Genomic DNA, 20,687 nt, shown 5'->3' on the forward strand with positions numbered 1-20,687 from the left:
GGGCCTCGCGGGAACGGCCGCGGACCGGCTCGCGCCTGTGGCCCGGCCCGGCCGGGGTCGCGTTCGCCACCGCGATGGCCGGCGGCACCTTCTACGCGCTGTCCGACTCGGGCAGCCAGAACGCCGGCAACGACCAGGCCATACCGTCCCGCACCGGCGACCTGCTGTCCGGCGCCCCGTCCGCCTCCGACTCCAGCGTTCCGCTGTCCGGCCGGGGCTCCACCTCACCGAGCCCGACACCGTCCGACTCCAGCGGCACGCCCACGCCCACGCCGACGCCCAAGCACCGCAGGCCGGGGACCACACCGGACCCGGTCTCGTCGCCCCCGGCGCAGGACCCGCCGCCGCCTCCCGCCGCGGGCACCCTGGTGGTCTCCGGATGCTCCATGAACGGCGGCCACAGCTGCACGGTCACGGTCACCGCGTCGGGCGGCCCGGTGAACTGGAGCGTCACCGGCACGAGCGACGGCCTCAACGCGGGCGGTGGCGGCTACCTGAACGCCGGAGAGTCCGCCGGCGTCACGGCGACCCGCGACGGCGGCTGGTGCTGGGGCCACCACAGCGGCTCGGTCTACTTCTCCAGCGGCGCGAGCGCCTCGGTCGACTGGAACTGCTGACGCCCTACCGCCAGGTGTCGTTGACGGCGGCGGTGCCGCCGGCGCCCGTCGTGTAGGCGCGGTTCGGGTCGGACTCCCAGGTCACCGAGCCGTCGGTGTTCTTCTTGACGTACTTGTACTGGAAGCTCGTGGCGGTCGGCAGCGCCACCGCGGCCGACCAGACCGGGTAGGCCGCCGAGGAGAGGGCGACGGCGTCCGCGGGCGCCCAGTCTCCGAGCGCGGGGATCGAGCCGACGACGAAGACGTTCTGTCCCCAGGCGGTCGTCGCGGTCTCGTTGAACGTCACACGGACGCTGCCGGTGCCGCCGCCCTGGCCGGTCGCGGCCACGTCGATCGCGACCGCCGATCCCGGGGCGACCTCGAAGGCGGCGTTGCCGGAGCCGTCGACGGTGACCGCCGTGCCGGTGCACGTCCCCCCGGAGACGCCGCCGCCGACGACGTCGCAGTACGTCCCCGCGGGCAGGCCGGTGGCGAAGGTGCGGCTCAGGGGCGAGCCGGAGTTGTCGATGGCCACGTAGCCCTTCGCGCCGCGGCCGAAGGCGATCTGGTTCGAGCCGTCGGACCACCAGTTCGCGACCGAGGTGCCCCTGACCGCGTTGTGCCAGCCGACCATGCCGCCGAGCGTACGGTCGAGGCAGCCCTGCCAGCCCGAGGAGCAGCTCGTGGCGCTCACGTGGCCGCTGGAGTCGGCCGGCGGTGAGTCGTCGGTCCCGTTGAAGTCGAACCCGGAGTAGACCTGCGGCGTGCCGTATCCCCACGCCAGCGAGAAGATCGTGGCGAGCCGGTACTTCGCGCCGTCCTTGTAGGACAGCGTGCTGCCGTTCCGCTCGGTGTCGTGGTCGGCCACGAACACCACGGCCTTGTCGCCCGGCTCGAAGCCCCACGACCCCCCGAAGCTCTTCAGGTTGGCGATGCCGCCGTTGAACTGCTCCTTCAGCTTCTGGCCGTACCCGAACTCCAGCAGGTCGCCGGAGCCCTCGAAGGCGCCGGGCGCCAGGTCGCCGGAACCGCCCGGCATGACCTCCTGGTAGATGTAGGCGGACCTGGTGAGCCTGGTCTCGATCGCCTTCAGGTCGGGTGAGCCGATGTGCTTGGCGGCGTCGACGCGGAAGCCGTCCACGCAGATGCTCAGCAGGTCGTTCAGGCAGCCGGCGATCGTGTCGCGAACGCGGTCGGTCATGTGGTTGATGACGGCGTCGGCGTAGACCTTCACGCCCGCGGCGTGGCAGGCCTGGACCATCGAGGTGAACTGCTGCCGGGTGCCCATCCGGCTGTTCACGTCGTAGTCACCGGGCTGGTAGACCTCCCACCAGGGGTGGCCGTCGCGGCTCAGGGAGTCCTCGGGCGGCGCGACCTGCACCGCGCCGTACCCCTGCGGGCCGAGCACGCCGGTGCACTCGTCGGCGACGGAGGGCCAGTTCCACTCGAAGAGGTTGGCGATGACGTCCTTGTCGCCGGGCGGTGACGCGACGGCGGGTGTCGTCCGGAGGGGCCGGCACGGCCACGGCCGTCAGCGCGACGGCCAGCGCGGGCAACAGGCGTCCGAACATGCGGGCCTCCTGGGATGGCGGGGTCCCCCGGGCCGCTGTTCCGGCGGTGTGACGAGAACGGTAACTCCGCCGGGGATGGTCATCAAGGTTTCAGAAAACTTGCGCAAGAAGCCTGGGAGGGTTCGCCGGCCTTACCGCAACGGTCTGCCGTCCTGAGCCGCCGTTCGGCGGTAGATTCGGGCGTGTGAGCACGCGCCTGGCGGACATCGCCGTTCGAGCCGGAGTGAGCGAGGCCACGGTCAGCCGGGTCCTCAACGGCAAGCCGGGAGTCGCGCCCGCGACCCGGCAGGCGGTCATCGACGCGCTCGACTCCTTCGGCTACGAGCGCCCGGCCCGGCTGCGGCAGCCGCGCGCCGGGCTGATCGGCCTCATCGTCGCCGACCTGTCCAACCCGATCTTCCCGGCCTTCGCCGAGGTGATCGAGAACACCCTGGCGGTGCACGGCTACACGGCGGTGCTGTGCGCGCTGGCGCCCGGCGGCATCAACGAGGACGACTACACCGACCTGCTGCTGGAGCGCGGGGTCTCGGGCATCATCTTCGTCTCCGGCCTGCACGGCGACTCCCAGGCCGACCACGGCCGCTACAAGCGGCTCACCGACCGCGGCCTGCCGATCGTGCTGATCAACGGGTACACCGCCGAGGTCGACGCGACCTTCGTCTCCAGCGACGAGTCCGGCTCGATGGAGCTCGCCGTCGAGCACCTGGTGCAGCTGGGGCATCGGCGGATCGGGCTCGCGGTCGGCCAGGAGCGGTTCGTCCCGGTGATCCGCAAGACGGAGGGCTACCGCAAGGGGATGGCCGACCGGCTCGGCGTCACCGACGTGGACCGCTGGATCGCCAACACGATCTTCACGATCGAGGGCGGCGAGGCCGCGGCCCGCCAGCTGCTCGACGGCCAGTGCACGGCGATCTGCTGTGCCAGCGACATGATGGCGATCGGCGCGATCCGCGCCGTGCGCCAGCAGGGCCTGCGGGTGCCCGAGGACGTCTCCGTCGTGGGCTTCGACGACTCGCCGCTGATGGGCTACATCGACCCGCCACTGACCACCGTCCGCCAGCCGGTGCGGGAGATGGCGCTGGTGGCCGTCCGCAGCCTGCTCGACGAGATCCAGGGCGTCGGGTCGCCCCACACCGAGCTCGTCTTCCGCCCCGAGCTCGTGGTCCGCCGTTCGACCGGCCCGGTCGCGGCCGACGCGGAGTAGCGCATTTCACAAGTTTTCCGCAAGTATTTCAATCAGGCTTCACCGCTGTTACATTCTGCGCAACCCGAATGATGCTCGGGGGGTCACGCACGCTGGTCGTCCTTGCGGAGGAGTTGCGGAATGCGCGGTGAAGGAGTGGTCTTGACTCAACAGTTGGCCGACCCGGCCGAATCCGCCCATCGCGACGCGCGATGGTGGCGGGACGCGGTCATCTACCAGGTCTACCTGCGCAGCTTCGCCGACGGCGACGGCGACGGTGTGGGCGATCTGCTCGGTGCCCGCAGTCGGCTGCGCTATCTGTCCTGGCTCGGCGTGGACGCGCTGTGGCTCACCCCGTTCTACCGCTCACCGATGGCGGACGGCGGCTACGACGTGGCCGACTACCGCGCGGTCGACCCGGAGTTCGGCACCCTCGGCGACGCCGAGGCCCTGATCGACGAGGCACACCGGTACGGGCTGAAGGTCATCGTCGACATCGTGCCCAACCACACGTCCGCCGCCCATCCCTGGTTCGAGAAGGCGGTCGACGCCGGACCGGGCTCGCCCGACCGCGACCGGTACATCTTCCGGCCCGGCCGCGGCGACCTCCCGCCCAACGACTGGGAGTCCATCTTCGGCGGCCCCGCGTGGACCCGCCTGCCGGACGGCGACTGGTACCTCCACCTGTTCGCCCCCGAGCAGCCCGACCTGAACTGGGAGCACCCCGAGGTCCACGCGGAGTTCGAGGACATCATGCGGTTCTGGCTCGACCGGGGCGTGGACGGCTTCCGCGTCGACGTCGCGCACGGCATGGTCAAGGCCCCAGGCCTGCCGGACGCCGGGCACACCGGTCAGATCCAGATGCTCGGCCACGCCGAGTTGCCCTACTTCGACCAGGACGGCGTGCACGAGATCCACCGGTCCTGGCGGCGCCTGCTCGACTCCTACGGGGGCATCGCGGTCGCCGAGGCGTGGGCGCCGAACGCCGAGCGGCTCTCCCACTACGTACGCCCCGACGAGCTGCACCAGGCGTTCAACTTCCACTACCTGCAGGCCGGCTGGTCCGCCCCGGGCCTGCGGCAGGTGATCGACGACTCGCTCGCCGCGACCGGCCTGGTCGGCGCGCCGACGACCTGGGTGCTGTCCAACCACGACGTCCAGCGGCACGTCACGCGGTACGGCGGCGGAGAGCTGGGCGTACGCCGGGCGCGTGCGGCGGCCCTGCTCACGCTCGCGCTGCCGGGCTCGACCTACGTCTACCAGGGCGAGGAGCTCGGCCTGCCCGAGGTCACCGACCTGCCGCAGGAGTACCTCCTCGACCCGCAGTGGGGCAACGGCCTCGGCCGGGAGGGCTGCCGGGTGCCGATCCCGTGGGCCTACACCGAGCCGCCGTTCGGCTTCGGCCCGCCGACGACGGAGGAGACCTGGCTGCCGGTCCCGCCGTCGTGGCGCGGGCTCACGGTGACGGCCCAGTCCGGCGATCGGGCGTCGATGCTGTGGCTGTACCGCGACGCGCTGCGGGTACGCAAGGAACACCCGGCCCTCGGCGACGGGGAACTGCGCTGGCTCGACGCGCCAGAGGACGTCCTGCTCTTCGAACGCGACCCGGGCTTCGTGTGCGCGATCAACCTCGGCACCGCCCCCGTACGGCTCGATGTCGATGGAACGGTCCTTTTGGCGAGCGCGCAGGTCGATGGCGGTGAGCTACCCCCTGACACGGCCGTGTGGTGGGCCCGCCCCTAGCCGTCCGTAACCCACGGACCGGTCACCGTGCCACGGTGACCGGTCCGTTTTTGGTTTCCGGAGCGGTGGCCTTTTTCGAGAGCGGTGCTCTTGACGGATTGTCGACTGATGGTGCAGCCTGCTCGGCCCACGCATCCTCAGGTCGACCGCGATCCGGCGGCGGCCGGTGGTCCAGGCGGTGCAGGGTCTGGTGGTAGGAGCGCAGGCCGTCCGCGTCCAGGTCGCCGGCGGACGAGGAAGGCCTACGCCACCTCTTTCAGCCTGGTGGTGGCCGGGACGACCTGTTCTGTCACCAGCCCGCTCCCGCACTCGTATCGAGAACGGCGACCGACACGCACGCCTTCACGGCATTCTCATCGCTCGGGTGCGGCGGCAGGCTGTGGTTGCTCTCCTGCCAGTCGGCCGCTGCGAGAGCATCGGTCATGGACCCGGACATGGGCTCGCCGACCGCAGGGGAGTCACCGGCGTACTGGCCCGAGCGATGGCCCGACGGCACACCAGAGCGCATCCGGCCTGGAGTCGGGGCCGCTGAGCCGAGCCGACCGGTGTCGTGCTCGGTGGGAGCGTTTGTGTCGCCCCATACGCCGACGCGTCCGGTCAATTCCTGAGGGGGGCCGATGAGGGTGGCCAGGAGCGCCAGGAGGCGCGTTGGGGGGAGTCCTTGTCCGAGTTGGTGGGCTATCTCGTGGGCGTAGAGGGCGGGTGGTCGGCCGGCCATCCAGGTGTGGTGGGTCATGGTCTGGCCGGGTGCGTATGGGGTCAGCGTCACGGTCATGTGTGCGGGCCGTGCGGGGCTGGCCGGAACGACGTTGACGCGAAGCAGGTCACCGGATAGATCGCCGCTTTCGAAACGGTGTTGCGGTGTGTTGAAGAGCTTTTCGGTTCCGATGGTCAGTCGTTGCCAGGTGTCGGTGATCTGTTCTTTGGTGATACCAGGGCGCGGTTGCAGGGTGATGGCGACGGTGAGTTCGGTGATTCGTTCATTGCCGTTCTCGATCCGCCGGACGTCGAATGCGGAGCGGACGGGCTGGTCGGAGGCTGGGCCGATCCAGGTGTGCTCGTGCCGTACGGCCGGCCAGGGCTCCTCCTGTTTCCAGGCGCTGTCCCCCGAAGGCGGCGTTGTCACAACCGGCGGCTGTGGCAGAACAGGGGGCTGTGGAGAGGTGTCCGGTTCGTTGCGCAGGCGCGGTCCGCGCGTTCGGCCGGGCGCTCCGTCGTTCGTAAGCGAGGCGGCGGTCAGCCGTTCGCGGTTCGGACGCTCGACATGTTCCGCTTCTCGTCGGAGCACGGCGTCGAGCTCTCGCTGGATGCTCACGCGAAGACGGTCGACGACCGCGAGCCTTCGGCTGGCGGTCTTTTCCTTTCCCGCCGTCCATTGCTTGATCTTGTCCTGGACGTCCGCGAGTTGCTGTTTGTTCAGCTCGAGCCTGTGAGGAGTGAGACGCCCGCCCTTTCGCCAGCGGCGGAGCGCGTCGTCGACCTTTTCCAGAGCCGCGGAGCGTGATTGCAACACCCCCAGACTCGATTCCGTTTCCCAGTCCTCGATGATGTCCCGGAGGAAATCTATGGCATGTGGTTCAGAGTACAGCCATAGTTTATCCCAGTAGTCGGTTATGATGTCCCGGACGGAGTCGCCTTCGACCAGATACCCGAACTCCGCGAGGTTGTGCGGATAAAGATTGTCTGATCCAACATAATAAACGGTTTCGTCGGCGATATAAACCTTGGCGTGGTTGGCCGGCTCCGGCTCTGACCTGTCGGCTGTCTCGACCCAGGAGCCTGGCTTGTAGCGCCTTTTGATGGTCTCTTCGGGAGCGTCCGGCCAAGCGGATTCACCCTCGACCACCACATCGAATTTAGTGAAGACGAACGGTGCCACCTTGAGACGTTGCAGTGCGCCGGTGACGATGTCGTCGTTGGCTCCGGTGCCTTCAGGATCGGCGACCTTCTTGATGAACCGCTTGATCATGGCGTAGGTGCCGGGTGCGCCAAAGCCCCAGGAGTAGGCCCCTTTCACAGCGCCCGCCTTTGCCGAGGACACGACGATGCTGACCGTGAGTTCCGGGTTCTCCACCAGGGCCTCGGCGATCCAGCGGACGACGTCATGGTTCTCTTCAGAGGTGAAGCCGGTGAAGGCGATATCTTGCTGACTGATCTTCAGGCTGCGCTGGGCGCCCTTGATGACCATTTCCTTGGCGACATCGCTGGCGCCATTGCCGAGGATCCCGGTCCGGCCGAGTGACAGGGCCCTGCCACGGTGCCATTGATCCGCGTTGTCGGTCGGTATCGGGCGGCCGGGCAGATCGTCGCGAAGTTCCACGACGGCGGTCGTGTCACGCTTCGGCCCAGGAGAAAGTGTCTGGGTCGCATAGTCGGTCGTGATCCGCCGGACGCTAAGGCTGCCCCCGCCCGTCGTCCACAGGTAGTCCGCGAAGTCGTGGGCGTGCCTGGCGCCCTCGCCGATCACCTCGATGGAGATGTCATGGACCGGTGGGTAGCCACCATAGGTGTCCGACCAGAGGTTGTGCCCACCGACCAGGGCCACCTTGCCGTCAGCGGCGACGATCTTCGCGTGATTCCAGAAACCGCTCAGTACATTGGACAGCTGCCCGACCAAGATGGTCATCCTGTCCAGCGAGACGTTCTCCCGCTTGAGGAAGCCTCTCAGGTCCCTGGTGAACTCGGAAAAGGTGTCCCTGAGTGGCACATAACCGAACAGGAGACGTACGAGAATGCGTTCGTTGCTTTTCTTGGCGGCCGCCTTCAGGAGGCCGTTGTAAATCGCTTCACGGAGACGCCCCGACGGCGGCAGGAGGCTGGCGATATCTATCAGCTGCGTGCCGTCACCGATGATCTCCTCCACCGTGGCGGCCAGCTCGTCGGCGGCCCGGCCGGCAGACTCCGAGATGCCACTTCTCGCCATCCGCATGCCCCACACGGCGGGCGTTTGAACAACGCGGATGAGATTGTCCTCACTCAGCGCGTGCACACGCGAATCCACCCCCATCGCGGTCAGCTGCCGGTCGATCCGGTCCGGCATGCTCCGCATTGAGCCGTTCGTGTCCGAGGCCGCGTGGGAAGTCGAGGAATTCAGAGAGGTCAGAGGCGCCCATCGCGTCCCGCCGGATGCCGGTTGGCCAATCGCTGGACTCGTTGTTGATCTCGAAAGCCAAGGCGCCAGGCTGCTGTTCCCGGTTTCCACCAGTGCGCTGTCCGGGATCTCGGATGCGTCTCCGGCGCCCCAGGAGGCGCGGAAGTAGCCAAGGCCCACCTCGAGATCACGAAGGCGAGCATCCGTGAACGCGGTCTCGGGCATGCGCAGGTGCTCACGCCACAACTGCACGCGTAGGTCGGCGACGAGTGAGTTGGGCCCGCCCGGGTGGACCATCGCCGCCGTTACTTCAGTCTCGTCGCCGATCATCGAGCGATCCCAGAAGTTGGCCGAGCCGATGGAGGCGAACTCGTCATCGATCAGGACGACCTTGGTATGGACTTTGGTGTCCTTCAGGGTGAACAGCGCGAAGTTCTGTCGCTGCGCCGGTGTCAGCTTCTGGAGGATGAGAGTGTTGATCTCCCGGGAAACGCCGGGAGTGGCGTCCGCGGAGGACTTCGCCCCCCGGCCGGGGAACCCTTGGGACACGAACAGCACCTTGACGCCCCGCGTGAGTGCCCGGAAGATCGCCGGAAACAGAATCTTGTGGTGGTTGTACGGGGTCGCGATGAGAGACGGGTTGAGCGTCTGGTCCTCGACGTAGATGTACCTTGTGGCGGCGTCGATCGCGGTGACCAGGCCCGTGCGAACTTCGGCGACGCCCTCAGCAGGTAGAGAGTGCCACGGGATTTGGAGCGAGTCGCCCAGAGGCGTCACCCGATGGGGAGGATAGCTACGCCATATCCGGACCCCGGCATCGACGTGTGATCCGCTGGAAGGATGCGCCGGCGCCGGAGAGTAGGCCGGTATCGGCTCTGCCGGCTCGGGTTCGATGGCGGGATTGAACGGCTCTTCCTGTTGGTTGAGCCAGAGATTCCGCGCGGGCAGCGTCGCGGTCTCGTGCCAGCGGGACCAGAAGTTTCTCAGCACCTCCTCTGCGGCACCACTCTGCAGTTGCACGCCCGCCTCATGCCAGTAGTTGTGCCGCGGCGCCCCCTGGTGTCCTTCGTCCGTGAACCGGTTCGGCGCGTAGTCCATCCCTCCGACGAACGCGTGCAGCGTGCCGGTGGCCGCGCTGTAGGCGATCGTGGTCTTCTCGTGTCGTGAGTCGAACCCACCGCCCCAGTCGATGAGAACACGATCGGCCAGCACCGGCCGGTCACCGCTCTGGGCACCGCGCAGAGTCTGGACCGACGTGAGGTTCGTCTTCGCGAACTTCCCGATCATGGCCTTGAACGGCAGCCGCCAGACATCCCGCTGGAGAAGTGGCTTCTCGGACGGGCCGAGGGAGTGTCGCGGGACGGCGACGATCACCCGTACGTCGACCCCGGCCGCCGCCAGAGACACCAGCCGCTGCCCCAGGTTCGGCTCGCCGGGGCCGTTGCGCAGCCGTGTGGCCAGGTGGAGGTACCACGATGTGATGTACAGACGATCGCCCGGTCCGTGCAACGTGTCGAGCACGTCGGCGATCGCGCCGAAGTACGCGTTGCCGTCGACATGTGTGGTGACCGTCGTGTCGGCCCGATGCTGGACGCCCAGCTGCAGGTGGGGCGGGAAGTATTTGTCTTCCAGCTCGCCCAGGACCGCGCTCGTGTCCTCCTGGCCGGAGCGAGGGATCGGACGTCGTGATCGGTGCGGATCGCGGGGCGCCGTCCCCTCCAGCTGACGGGCGAGCCCGGCTTCGACGACGGCCTGCAGCCGGCCGACCGCCTCGTCACGGTCGCTGGGTCCGGTCTTGGTCATCCTCCACTCGTCGATCGCGTAGAGCGTGGCCCGCAGCGACCTGACATTCTCACGGTCGTTCCGCAGCGCCTCCACCACGGCATCGAGATCACGCAACGCGTTGGAACGAATGTCTCCGGCGACCGCGGACTCGCGAAGCCAGCCATCGACGATGTCCGGTCCTACGTCGGGTCGACGGGGAAGGGCCGGCGCGAGTGAAGCCGGCACTGTCACAACCGACGCCCCGTGGCCGCCCGAGGACCTCCTTTGCGACCGCGCCTGAGGAGACTCATGATGTGGGGCACGCGGTGAGGCGTTCTTGCCCGGCATCACCTGCGCCATCCGTGACGGCGGGAACGCATCTCTCGGGCCAGGCTCAGCCGATCGGCTCGTCGAACCGATGACGAACTCGCCGTCGATCACGTGGCCGGGGGCGGCTTGGACGCAGGCGGAAAGACGCGCCATGGTGCTGCGTGTCGAGGTCCGCCACGCGACCACCGATTCGCCCTCGCGATAGGTCGTCGATGTGACCATGGCCGAGCCCTTTCCCTGACGCGCGACTTCCCTTCACGAAGCCTCACCCTGCAGGGGTTGCTCGATATGACAGGGAATGTGTCGTCTTCGGCCGCGGGTGCCGTTGGCGTCGTTGCTGGTGGAACCTGATCAGCGTAACGGCGCCCCCGCGACAGTGGTGACGGGAAGACCGGCTTCGGGCCCCGGTCGTCACAGTCGGCTCCAGCGTTCGAAATCCTTCATGCTGGTCCCGCCAGGGCAGCCGGGCCTGGAAGCTCAAAACCCCGGCTCAGGTTGGCCGTACGGCGATGTGGACCATCTTGGTGCCAGGGTGATCGCCTGCCGTTATCTGGGCAGCGGCCTGCTCCTCCCCGCCGTAGCGGTGTAGGGCCAGCGCGTACTCCGAAACCATCCCCGCGCATCGGTGACCGACGGCCGTCTACGGATGAGGAGCACCTCGGCGGGGTGGAGACGACGTCGCGCCTGCCCCGGAGAACGAGAACCTTGGCACCCCGAACGCCGAGAGCACGACCTCAGCCCCTGTCCATAGATTGCGGCTCGTCAGCGCTCCTGGATCACGCCAAATCCGCCTGGTCTGCGACCGATGACACGTCCGTTGACGGGACCCGGTGGCTCGCATCGTGGTCCCGGTCCGCCATGGCCTGCGTCCGCCATGGTCCGCGCCGCTCAGTCCCCGCTCGTCACGGTCCCCGCCCGCCACGGTCCCCGCCCGCCACGGGGGCTCCAGCCCACTTCCATTGTCAAGCGCTGTGATTCTCCGGCGGAAGGCCAGTGGCTCGACTGTGGATAACCCCCCACGCCCGGGCCGGAAGCCACCTCCATATACCCATCAGTACGCAATGCGTGGTTTTTTAACCACTGTTTAGGACAAGCAAGCATTTGCCAGGCGAAGAATAATAAGCTTTGCTTAGTGTGTGGATGACGATGAGACGCGTTCGACGGCGAGCGTGCTGCGCCAGGCGATGGGCCAGCTCGGTCGCCGGTTGCGTGCCGAGCGTGTCAGTTATGGCCTGAGCCGCAGCAGGCTCAGCCTGCTCAACCTGCTGGTGCTGAACGGTCCGATGACCGCCTCCGCGATGGCCGCCGCCGAGCGCCTGCAACCGCAGTCACTGACGCGGATGCTCTCCCGCCTCGAAGACGATGGCCTGATCGTCCGGAGTCCGGATGACAAGGACCGCCGCCAGGTGCGGATCGAGATCACCCACAAGGGGGCAGCCGTGCTCGACGAGGACACCGTCAGGAGAGAGGCGTGGCTCGCGACGGCGATGGCCGAGCGGCTCACGCCGACCGAACGCGAGCTGCTCCGCCTGGCCGCAGGCCTGATGGAACGGCTCGCCGATGCCTGAGCGCGGCGGCGCGTCGGACGTACGGGGCGGCTGGATCCGCCGGATGCTGCCGTTCGTGCTCCGCCAGCGCGGCAGCCTGGTCCGTACGTTCGTCGCGGGCCTGATCTGGGCGGGCGTGAGCACCCTGGTCCCGGTGGTCGAGCGCCACGTCGTCGACGACGTGATCCTGGCCGCCCGCGCCCCGCTCACGCCGTGGCTGGTACTGCTGTTCTGTCTCGGTACGGTCGGCTTCGTGGCCGCCCGCACCCGCCGGTTCCACTCCTCGAAGATCATGCTCGAGGTCTCGTACGGGCTGCGCAGCGCCATCCACCGCGAGCTGCAGCGGCTCGACCTCCAGGCGCACAACGGGATGGCCACCGGCCAGCTCGTCTCCCGTGCCAACTCCGACATCAGCCTCGTGCTCACGGTGCTGCGGGTCCTGCCGACGCTGACGAGCAACCTCGTGCTGATGGTCGCCTCGATCGGCGTGATGTTCGCCTTCTCTCCGCTGCTCGCGCTGATCAGCCTGGTCATCCTGCCGATCCTCGTCGTCGGCGCCTACCGCATGCGTACGCGGCTCTACCCGGCGACCTGGGACATGCAGCAGCGGACCGGCGACGTCGCGCAGGTCGTCGACCAGGCGGTCACCGGCGTCCGCGTCGTCAAGGGGTTCGGGCAGGAGGGCCGGGAGTTCGAGCGCCTCGCCGACTCGGCGTCCGACCTGTACGGCTCCAGCATGCGGGCCATCCGCCTGCAGGCGCGCTACCAGCCGCTGCTGGAGTCGATCCCGACGTTCGGCCAGGTCGGCGTGCTGGCACTGGGCGGCTGGCTGGCCCTGAACGACAAGATCACCGTTGGTACGTTCCTGGCGTTCGCCTCGTACCTCGTCCTGCTGATCAACCCCGCGCGGCTGATCGCGCGGATGCTCAGCGCGGCTCCGCAGGCGCGCGCCGGTGCGGAGCGCATCTTCGAACTGCTCGACACCACGCCCGCCGTGACCGACGCGCCCGGAGCGCGCGAGCTGCCCCGGCTGCGCGGTGAGATCTCCTTTGAGAACGTACGGTTCGGCTTCTGGCGGTCCGAGCCGGTCCTGAACGGCTTCGACCTGCGCATCGCCCCCGGCGAGGTCGTCGCGCTGGTCGGGGCGTCGGGGTCGGGCAAGTCCACCGCCGCACACCTGCTGTCACGGTTCCACGATCCCCAGGAGGGGACCGTACGCGTCGACGGCCACGACGTCCGCGAGGTCACGCTCGCCTCGCTGCGCGCGCAGATCGGCATGGTGTTCGAGGAGAGCTTCCTGTTCTCCGAGTCACTGCGGGACAACATCGCCTACGGGCGGCCCGACGCCACCGACGCGGAGGTGGAGGCGGCGGCGCGTGCCGCCGAGGCGCACGAGTTCATCACGCGGCTGCCCGAGGGCTACGACACCGTCGTCGGCGAGCGCGGCCTGACGCTGTCCGGCGGTCAGCGCCAGCGGGTCGCCCTGGCCCGCGCTCTCCTGTCCGACCCGCGCATCCTCGTGCTCGACGACGCCACGAGCGCGGTCGACGCCAAGGTGGAGGAGAGCATCCACGCGACGCTGCGGCGCGTCCTCCACCGGCACACGACCCTGCTCGTCGCGCACCGCCGGTCCACGCTGCGCCTCGCCGACCGGATCGCCGTGCTGGACGCCGGCCGGGTGATCGACGACGGCACGCACGCCGAGCTGATGGGCCGCTGCCCGCTCTACCGGCGCCTGCTGTCGGGCGAGGGCGACGACCTGGAGCCCTCGCCGGGCCCGGCCGTATCCGCCGAGGCCGGGGACGATCACCGGCCGGGCATGAGCGGGGCGTTCGCCTACGACGACATGCTCCGGCGCGTCTCCACGCTGCCGCCCTCGCGCGACAAGCCCGAGGTCGACATCGCGCACGAGTCGGAGCCGGCGCCGCGGTTCACCCTGTGGCGGTTCCTGCGGCCGTACCGCGCCCCGCTCGGGCTGGGCCTGCTGCTCGTGGTCCTCGACGCGCTGGCCGGCGTCGCCGGCCCTTACCTGTCCCGCGACGGCATCGACCAGGGCGTCCTCACCGGGTCGCACCGGGCGCTGTTCACGGCGGCGGGGATCTTCTTCGGCGTGGCCGTGGTGGACCTGGCGATCTCACGCATGGTCACACTCGTGGCCGGGCGTACGGGCGAGCGCCTCATGTTCGCGCTGCGGATCCGGGTCTGGGCCCAGTTGCAGCGGCTGGCCGTGGACTTCTACGACCGTGAGATGGCCGGGCGCATCATGACCCGGATGACCACCGACGTGAGCGCGTTCTCCTCCCTGCTGCAGGACGGCCTGATCAGCGCGGTCGCGTCGCTGTTCACGTTCATGGGCGTGGCCGTGGCGATGTTCGTCATGAGCCCGGTGCTGACCGGTGCCACCGCGCTCGTACTGATCCCGCTCTTCGTCGCGACCGTGGCGTTCCGCCGGCTGTCGGCCGAGCCGTACCGGGAGGCGCGGGAGCGGATCGCGATCGTCAACGCCAGCCTCCAGGAAAGCATGGCGGGCGTACGGGAGTCGCAGGCGTTCACCCAGGAGAACCGCAGGCAGCGGGAGTTCAAGCGCATCACCCGCGGTTACACCGACGCCCGCCTCGCCGCGCAGCGCCTCATCTCGCTGTACTTCCCGTTCGTCGACTTCCTGTCCGACGTCGCGGCGGTGGTCGTGCTGGCCCTCGGCTACCACATGGTGCGCGGCCACTCGCTGACGCCCGGCGAGCTGATCGCGTTCGTGCTGTACGTCAACCTGTTCTTCTCCCCGATCCAGCAGCTCTCGGAGGTCTTCGACGACTGGCAGCAGGCGCGGGTCTCGATGGCCCGCATCCGGGACCTGATGGCCGAGCCGGTCGCGACCCCGGTCGCCGCCTCGCCCGTCGACCCCGGTCCGCTCCACGGGGAGATCCGGCTGGAGGGCGTACGGTTCGGCTACCCGGGCATCGAGGGCGAGGCGCTGCGGGAGGTCGACCTGACGATCGAGCCGGGGGAGACGGTCGCGCTCGTCGGCGCCACCGGCGCGGGCAAGTCGAGCCTGGTCAAGCTGCTGGCGCGTTTCTACGATCCGCAGGGGGGCCGGATCGTCATCGACGGACACGACCTGCGCGACCTCGACCTGGACGCCTACCGGCGGCAGCTGGGGTACGTCCCGCAGGAGACCTTCCTGTTCCGCGGCACCGTGCACGAGAACATCGCGTACGGCCGGCCGGACGCCTCCGCCGCCGAGGTCGAGCGGGCGGCCCGCGCGGTGGGCGCGCACGACCTGATCATGCGGCTGCCCGGCGGTTACAAGCACGAGATCGCCGAGCGCGGCGCCACCCTGTCGGCCGGCCAACGCCAGCTCATCTGCCTGGCGCGCGCCGAACTCGTCGACCCGGCGATCCTGCTGCTCGACGAGGCCACCGCCAACCTCGACCTCGCCACGGAGGCCCGCGTCACCCGCGCGATGAACAGCGTCGCCGCCGGACGCACGACCGTACTGATCGCGCACCGGCTGCAGACGGCCAGGCACGCCGACCGGATCGTCGTGATGGCGCACGGCCGGGTGGTCGAGGACGGCACGCACGACCAGCTGCTGCGCGACCGCGGCCAGTACGCCTCACTGTGGCAGGCCGCCTGACGGCCCGTATTGTGGTCGCGTGTTGGTGTTGAGCCTGTTCGGCGCGGTCGCCGCGGCCGTGTGCTTCGGGGTCGCGAGCGTGATGCAGGCCGTGGCGGCGCGGGCGACGCCGGTCGGCGACGGCGTCGATCCCCGGCTGCTGGTCCGCCTGCTCCGTCAGCTTCCGTTCGTGGTGGGTACCTGCCTGGACATCCTGGGCTTCCTGGCCGAGCTGGCGGCGTTGCGCTCGCTGCCGCTGTTCGTCGTGCAGGCGGCGGTCGCGGCCAACCTGGCGGTGACCGCGGTGGTCGCGGTCCGCGTGCTGCACGTACGCCTCAGCGGGAGCGAGTGGGCGGCCGTCGCGGCGGTCTGCGTCGGCCTGGCCATGCTCGGCCTGTCCGCGGGCCACGAGAACCCGGCGTCGGTCAGCCTGCGGTTCAAACTGGTGCTGTTGGGATGCGTAGCGGTGGTCGGCGTCGTAGGCGCCCTGGCGGGACGGCTCCAGGGCCGGGCGCGCTCCGCCGCCCTGGGCCTGGCCGCGGGCCTGGGCTTCGGCTTCGTCGCGATCGGCTCCCGCGTGGTCCGCAGCCTGGCCCCGTGGGACCTGCTGAGAGACCCGGCGATGTACGTCGTGGCGGCGGGCGGGTTGGTGGCGTTCCTGTTCTTCACGACGGCCCTGCAACGGGGCTCGGTGACCGTGACCACGGGCACCGTCGTGGTAGCCGAGACATTGGTACCCGCCCTCGTGGGCGTGCTGTTGCTGGGCGACCGAACCCGACACGGGTACGTGGGCCTGGCGGCGGCAGGCTTCGCACTGGCGGTGGCCGGCGCCCTGACCCTCGCCCGCTTCGGCGAGCCATCAGCGGAGCCAACGGAAACCCCAGCCTGACCAGCCACCACCGACCGCGGCACGGGACGGTGAGTGCCTGGCGTGCCTGATCCGGTCCCCGCCCGTCACAGCCGCGCCGGTCACGGCCCGTGCCCGCCATGGCTCGTGCCCGCCATGGCTCGTGCCCGCCATGGCTCGTGCCCGCTACGGCTCGTGCCCGCTACGGCTCGTGCCGGTCCCCGCCCGTCACAGCCGCGCCGGTCACGGCCCGCAGCCGCCATGGTCCGCGCCCGCCATGGTCCGCGCCACTACGGCTCGTGTCCACTACGGCTCGCGCCCGTCGCGGTCCCCGCCCGTCACAGTCCCCGCCCGCCACGGGGGCTCCAGCCCACTTCCATTGTCAAGTGCCGGATTTCCCCAGGGGAAGGCCGGCGGATGACTGTGGATAACTCATGCGGGGTCTCGGCAGCGTGTCGACCTATCCGGATCTGTGGCATCTGCCCAGTTAGTAGGCCCTATCGATCTTCGAAATGATGGAGTCCGGTGAAGCCCCCCCATGACTTGGGGAGCTGGTGGGGGTGTGTTGGTCAGGGAGAACCCTGCGGGTCCCGGACTCACCATGCGAGCGATCTTGCAGCGATCGGATAAGCCTTGTTAATTCGCGACGGTGTCCGCTCCTGGTTATCGTCAGTGATCGTGCCTGATCCGGAGTCCATGGTCGAGTCCGTCGCGGACGAATTCGGCCTCGGGCCGGTCGTGGAGGCGGCGCCGATACCCGGTCGCCCGGACGTGGTGAAGCTCACGGCCGAGCGGGGCGTCTACCTGGTTAAGCCCGCCATCCGGGCGCCCGCCGTTGATCTGTACGAGCGGGTTGCCCGCACCCTGCGCCAGGCCGGAATCCGGCAGGCCGAGGCGGTACGGGCCCCGGCCGGAGGTCTGGTCAGCCGGTCGGGGCACGTGGTGCAGGAGTTCCTTCCCGGGCAGGCCGTGCCGCGTCCGACACGGAGACAGACGCTGGCCGCGATGCGGCACATCGCCCGCTACCACGCGGCGCTAGGCCCGATCGGGTTCCCGGCCGAGCTGCGTGACACCGACACCGTGTGGACCCGGGTGGTGTCGCCGGAGTACCTGTGCGACGCGCTGCCCCGCCTGATCGGACGGCCGGCTCCGTTCGGTGCCGGTGTCTCGTCCGTCCCGGCCGCGCTCGGCCTGCTTGAAGATCGACTACCGAGCATTCGCAGCCTCTCTCCCCAGCTCGTGCACGGTGACATCGGCCCGGACAATGTCCTGATGGACGGCGACGACGTCGTCGCGATCGTCGACTTCACGCCCTTCCACGAACCCGTCCTGTTCGCCGTCGCCACCGCCGTCTACTGGTATCACGTCCACGGACACGGCCGTCTGGACCCGGACGCCATCGCCGCCAGCATCGCCGCGGCCGGGCCGTGGACCGATGCCGAGTTCGAGGTCTGGCCCGCCATGCTGCTGCGCGAGGCCCTGCGCCGGCTCGCCACACCGCTGGCCCTGGCCGTAGAGACCGGCGCACCCGTCTCCGCCTCGGCCGGTGCCCGCTTGGCCGCCGTCACGACCATCACGGACGCATGGCCGGACCTGGTGTCGATCGCTCGCTGAGCGTCCATGATCACTGGCGTCACCTCCGCCTTCTGGTGGTGGGGCGTCCGTCCCAGCGGCAGGGCTCGGCCGACGCCCTCGCAGCGGCACGTCGGCTGCGCCGCCGTCGGCGGGGTGAAGCGTCATCGGCCAGGGGTAGCGGATTCGGATTCTCCTCCGGTTATATGATTACCTGATTACACGACAAGGGTCATCAAGGAGGTTGCGCCATGCGCGTCGGACTTCAGATTCCCGACTTCACCTGGCCGGGTGGGCCGGCTCGGATTGCCACCGATCTCGCTGAGGTGGCGCGGACGGCGGACGCGGTCGGGTTCGATCGGATCGCGGTCATGGATCATGTCTTCCAGATCCGCGGCGTCGGTCCGGCGGAGCACGACATGCTCGAGGCCTACACCACGCTGGGCTTTCTCGCGGCGCACACCTCGCGGGCGAGGCTTCTCACCCTCGTGACCGGTGCCGTGTACCGCAGTCCCGGGCTGCTCGCCAAGATCGTGACCACGTTGGACGTGCTGTCCGGCGGGCGTGCCGAGTTGGGGATCGGCGCCGCTTGGAACGAGGAGGAGGCGCGTGGCCTCGGACTTCCGTTCCCGCCGGTGGCCGAGCGGTTCGAGCACCTGGAGGACACGCTGCGGATCTGCCTGCGGATGTGGAGTGAGGACGACGGGCCGTACGAGGGCACGCGTCATCGGCTGGAGCGCACGCTCAACTCGCCGCAGGCGCTGTCGAAGCCGCACCCCCCGATCATGATCGGGGGCGGCGGCGAGAAGAAGACGCTGCGGTTCGTCGCCCGGTACGCCCAGGCATGCAACCTGTTCCCCGGCCCGGAGGTGGAGCACAAGCTCGACGTGCTGCGCGCCCACTGCGAGGCCGAGGGTCGCGACTACGACGAGATCGAGAAGACCTGCTATGTCCCGTTCGACCCCGGCGAGAAGGGGGAGAGGACTGGCGAGATCGTCGACACTCTCGGCCGGCTCGCCGGGCTGGGCTTCGACTCGGCTCTCGGCTACGTCAGCGACGTGTGGAAGATCGCGCCGCTCGAGGTCGTCGGCCGCGATGTGATCCCGGCGGTGGCCGACTTCTAGGGCCTGATCTCAAAGTCCCCGTTCGCAGCGAGCGTCGCAAAGCGGAGGTGGTCTGGCTGTCGGCTTTTCCCGGGTCCTCGCGGAAGCGTGTCGGGCGGCGGAGTCGTTCGGCACGGTTTCGTGGGGTGGACCGCGGGACTTTCGGACAGTCGCTAGATCGACGCCTCGCCGACCGCCGCCAGCAGTTCGATGGGGAACTCCGGGTCGGCCTGTCCGACGGTGAGCGCGAGCCACCGGCCGGCCGGGCGCCGCCAGACGAGCATCGAACCGCTGACCTGGCACAGCCGGATGATCGGTTCTGGAGCCGGATCCTCACTCCACAGGTACGGCTCCAGATCGATCGTCTCGGGCTCACCCCAGCGTGCCGTCAACGCGGTCGCCAGCGCCCGGAGGGCGGCGTCGATCTCTTCCTCGGCCGCCTCGACGATCTCCTCATCGCGGTCGTCCCAGAAGTCCCGGCTGGCTCGCAGCACGCGCAGGTGGTGCCCCGGCCCGCCGGAGCCGTCGTCCCGCGGAGGCGGAGGCGGAAAGGGAAGAGAGAGCAGGTCGTCGACGATGGACTCCAGATCCCGCGTTGTCATGCGAAAAGCCTAAGGACGCGGGGTGACGCGCTATGCCGGACGCGACTCGTACACGGCGCCGGCGAAGGGCAGGGCGCCGCCGGTGTCGCGTTCGGGCCGGGGTGACAGGCCCGCCGAGACGGCCCAGGCGTCGACCAGCCCCGCGGGCCAGGGCACCTGGTCGCCGGCGAGCAGCACGACCGTGCCGCCGGGGCTGACGGCGCGGCCCAGCTCACGGACGGTGTGCCGGGGAAACGGGAACGTCTGCGGATCGAGCCGGCAGACGAGCACGTGCGCGGCCGCGTCGGGGAACGGCAGGTCGATGCCGATGTCGGCGATGACCGGCGCGACCGCCGAACGCTGCCCGGCCCGTCGCAGCGCCCGGCGCAGGGCGCGTGCTCCCCGCCGTCCGGGCACGGTCGTCTCGACGGGCAGCCCGTCGACGATCAGCCGGATGGTGAGGTCGTGAAGCCGGGCGCCGACCAGACGTACGGGCCCGGTGCCGGTCGCCGCGGCCGTGGCGAGCAGACTGCCGAGAGCGACCTCGTCGAGCCGGTCCCAGCCGGTCCCGGCCGCCGCTGGGCTGTTCATGACGTGTTGAGGGATGAGAAGACGGTGCGGGGGTGGTGGATCACCGAACCCCTCCTATGTCGCAAGTTTATGTGCAAGGTGCATACGTATCCTAATATGCGCTGCTCAGCCTAGCCACACGAGACGCGGCCGACTTCGGCCTTCCCCACGGTGGGCCCCAGCGGCGGGCGACCCTGAACGCACCCCCGGCGTACCCGTCGGGATGTGAACGCGACAGGATGCGTTCATGCGGCACGTCGATGTGGCAGTGGCAGGGCTCGGGCTCTCCGGGGCGGCGGTCGCCTGGGCGGCCACGCGGCGCGGGCACACGGTGGCGGCCTTCGAGGCGTACGCCGCGGGTCACCGGCGCGGCAGTTCGCACGGGCACTCGCGAATCTACCGTCGCGCCTACCTCGACCCGTTCTATATCGAGCTCACCGGCCGCGCCGGGCGGCTGTGGGAGCGGCTGGAGACCGAGGCGGACGAGCGGCTGCTCGACCGTGTCGGCGGCGTCGACCACGGGTCGGTCCGCGAGCCGGAGCGCATGGCGGCGCTGCTGCGCGAGCACGGGGTCGC

General features: G+C 69.5%; 12 protein-coding genes and 1 pseudogene. 9 read left to right on the forward strand and 4 right to left on the reverse strand.

The features are described from left to right. Positions 1–617 (forward strand): annotated as a pseudogene (locus ACFFNX_RS15825) (hypothetical protein); the annotation flags it as partial. Between the two features lie 4 nt (positions 618–621). Here ACFFNX_RS15825 and ACFFNX_RS15830 read toward each other — a convergent pair. After that, complete coding sequence (locus ACFFNX_RS15830; protein ID WP_378201739.1) at positions 622–2,004, reverse strand: carbohydrate-binding module family 20 domain-containing protein; 1,383 nt, start codon at positions 2,002–2,004, stop codon at positions 622–624. Between the two features lie 347 nt (positions 2,005–2,351). Between ACFFNX_RS15830 and ACFFNX_RS15835 the strand changes: the two genes are divergently transcribed. Beyond that, positions 2,352–3,371: a LacI family DNA-binding transcriptional regulator gene (locus ACFFNX_RS15835; RefSeq protein ID WP_378201742.1), complete on the forward strand. Its 1,020-nt coding sequence runs from the start codon at positions 2,352–2,354 to the stop codon at positions 3,369–3,371. Between the two features lie 141 nt (positions 3,372–3,512). Further along, positions 3,513–5,093: a glycoside hydrolase family 13 protein gene (locus ACFFNX_RS15840; protein ID WP_378201746.1), complete on the forward strand. Its 1,581-nt coding sequence runs from the start codon at positions 3,513–3,515 to the stop codon at positions 5,091–5,093. A gap of 289 nt (positions 5,094–5,382) precedes the next feature. Here the strand turns inward: ACFFNX_RS15840 and ACFFNX_RS15845 are convergent, their stop codons facing one another. After that, positions 5,383–10,500, reverse strand: a complete 5,118-nt coding sequence (locus ACFFNX_RS15845) for a phospholipase D-like domain-containing protein (protein WP_378201749.1) — start codon at positions 10,498–10,500, stop codon at positions 5,383–5,385. Positions 10,501–11,447: 947 nt separating this feature from the next. On the opposite strand from ACFFNX_RS15845, the gene ACFFNX_RS15850 reads away from it, so the two are divergent. The 5 genes from ACFFNX_RS15850 to ACFFNX_RS15870 all read left to right on the forward strand — a co-directional run bounded on the left by ACFFNX_RS15850 (position 11,448) and on the right by ACFFNX_RS15870 (position 18,981). Further along, the gene (locus tag ACFFNX_RS15850; RefSeq protein ID WP_378201752.1) at positions 11,448–11,846 is read left to right on the forward strand and encodes a MarR family transcriptional regulator; all 399 of its coding nucleotides are present in this window, start codon (positions 11,448–11,450) and stop codon (positions 11,844–11,846) included. Continuing rightward, the gene (locus tag ACFFNX_RS15855; RefSeq protein ID WP_378201755.1) at positions 11,839–15,459 is read left to right on the forward strand and encodes an ABC transporter ATP-binding protein; all 3,621 of its coding nucleotides are present in this window, start codon (positions 11,839–11,841) and stop codon (positions 15,457–15,459) included. Before ACFFNX_RS15850 ends, ACFFNX_RS15855 begins: the two co-directional genes overlap by 8 nt. Positions 15,460–15,478: 19 nt before the next feature. After that, a complete protein-coding gene (locus ACFFNX_RS15860; RefSeq protein WP_378201758.1) occupies positions 15,479–16,327 on the forward strand; it encodes a hypothetical protein in 849 nt (282 codons plus the stop codon). Between the two features lie 636 nt (positions 16,328–16,963). Continuing rightward, positions 16,964–17,899, forward strand: coding sequence for a phosphotransferase (locus ACFFNX_RS15865; protein ID WP_378201761.1), 936 nt, complete (start codon positions 16,964–16,966; stop codon positions 17,897–17,899). A 209-nt stretch (positions 17,900–18,108) separates the two neighbouring features. Beyond that, the gene (locus ACFFNX_RS15870; protein ID WP_378201764.1) at positions 18,109–18,981 is read left to right on the forward strand and encodes an LLM class F420-dependent oxidoreductase; all 873 of its coding nucleotides are present in this window, start codon (positions 18,109–18,111) and stop codon (positions 18,979–18,981) included. A gap of 152 nt (positions 18,982–19,133) precedes the next feature. Here the strand turns inward: ACFFNX_RS15870 and ACFFNX_RS15875 are convergent, their stop codons facing one another. Further along, entirely contained in the window at positions 19,134–19,562 is a 429-nt protein-coding gene (locus ACFFNX_RS15875) for a hypothetical protein (RefSeq protein WP_378201767.1), read from the reverse strand. A 30-nt stretch (positions 19,563–19,592) separates the two neighbouring features. After that, positions 19,593–20,132 carry a hypothetical protein gene (locus ACFFNX_RS15880; protein WP_378201770.1) on the reverse strand — a complete coding sequence of 180 codons (540 nt, stop codon included), beginning with the start codon at positions 20,130–20,132 and terminating at the stop codon, positions 19,593–19,595. A 226-nt stretch (positions 20,133–20,358) separates the two neighbouring features. Here ACFFNX_RS15880 and ACFFNX_RS15885 point away from each other — a divergent pair. Continuing rightward, on the forward strand, positions 20,359–20,687 hold a 329-nt coding region (locus tag ACFFNX_RS15885; protein ID WP_378201773.1), incomplete at its 3' end, for an FAD-dependent oxidoreductase.

The sequence above is a fragment of the Actinoallomurus acaciae genome (assembly GCF_042429965.1).
GTDB classification, from domain to species: domain Bacteria; phylum Actinomycetota; class Actinomycetes; order Streptosporangiales; family Streptosporangiaceae; genus Actinoallomurus; species Actinoallomurus acaciae.

What these genes read in the sequence shown, in the direction of transcription:
- ACFFNX_RS15845 (WP_378201749.1), bottom strand. Translation starts at nt 10,500, where the DNA reads ATGGTCACATCGACGACCTATCGCGAGGGCGAATCGGTGGTCGCGTGG.
- ACFFNX_RS15855 (WP_378201755.1), top strand. Translation starts at nt 11,839, where the DNA reads ATGCCTGAGCGCGGCGGCGCGTCGGACGTACGGGGCGGCTGGATCCGC.
- ACFFNX_RS15870 (WP_378201764.1), top strand. Translation starts at nt 18,109, where the DNA reads ATGCGCGTCGGACTTCAGATTCCCGACTTCACCTGGCCGGGTGGGCCG.
- ACFFNX_RS15875 (WP_378201767.1), bottom strand. Translation starts at nt 19,562, where the DNA reads ATGACAACGCGGGATCTGGAGTCCATCGTCGACGACCTGCTCTCTCTT.
- ACFFNX_RS15880 (WP_378201770.1), bottom strand. Translation starts at nt 20,132, where the DNA reads ATGAACAGCCCAGCGGCGGCCGGGACCGGCTGGGACCGGCTCGACGAG.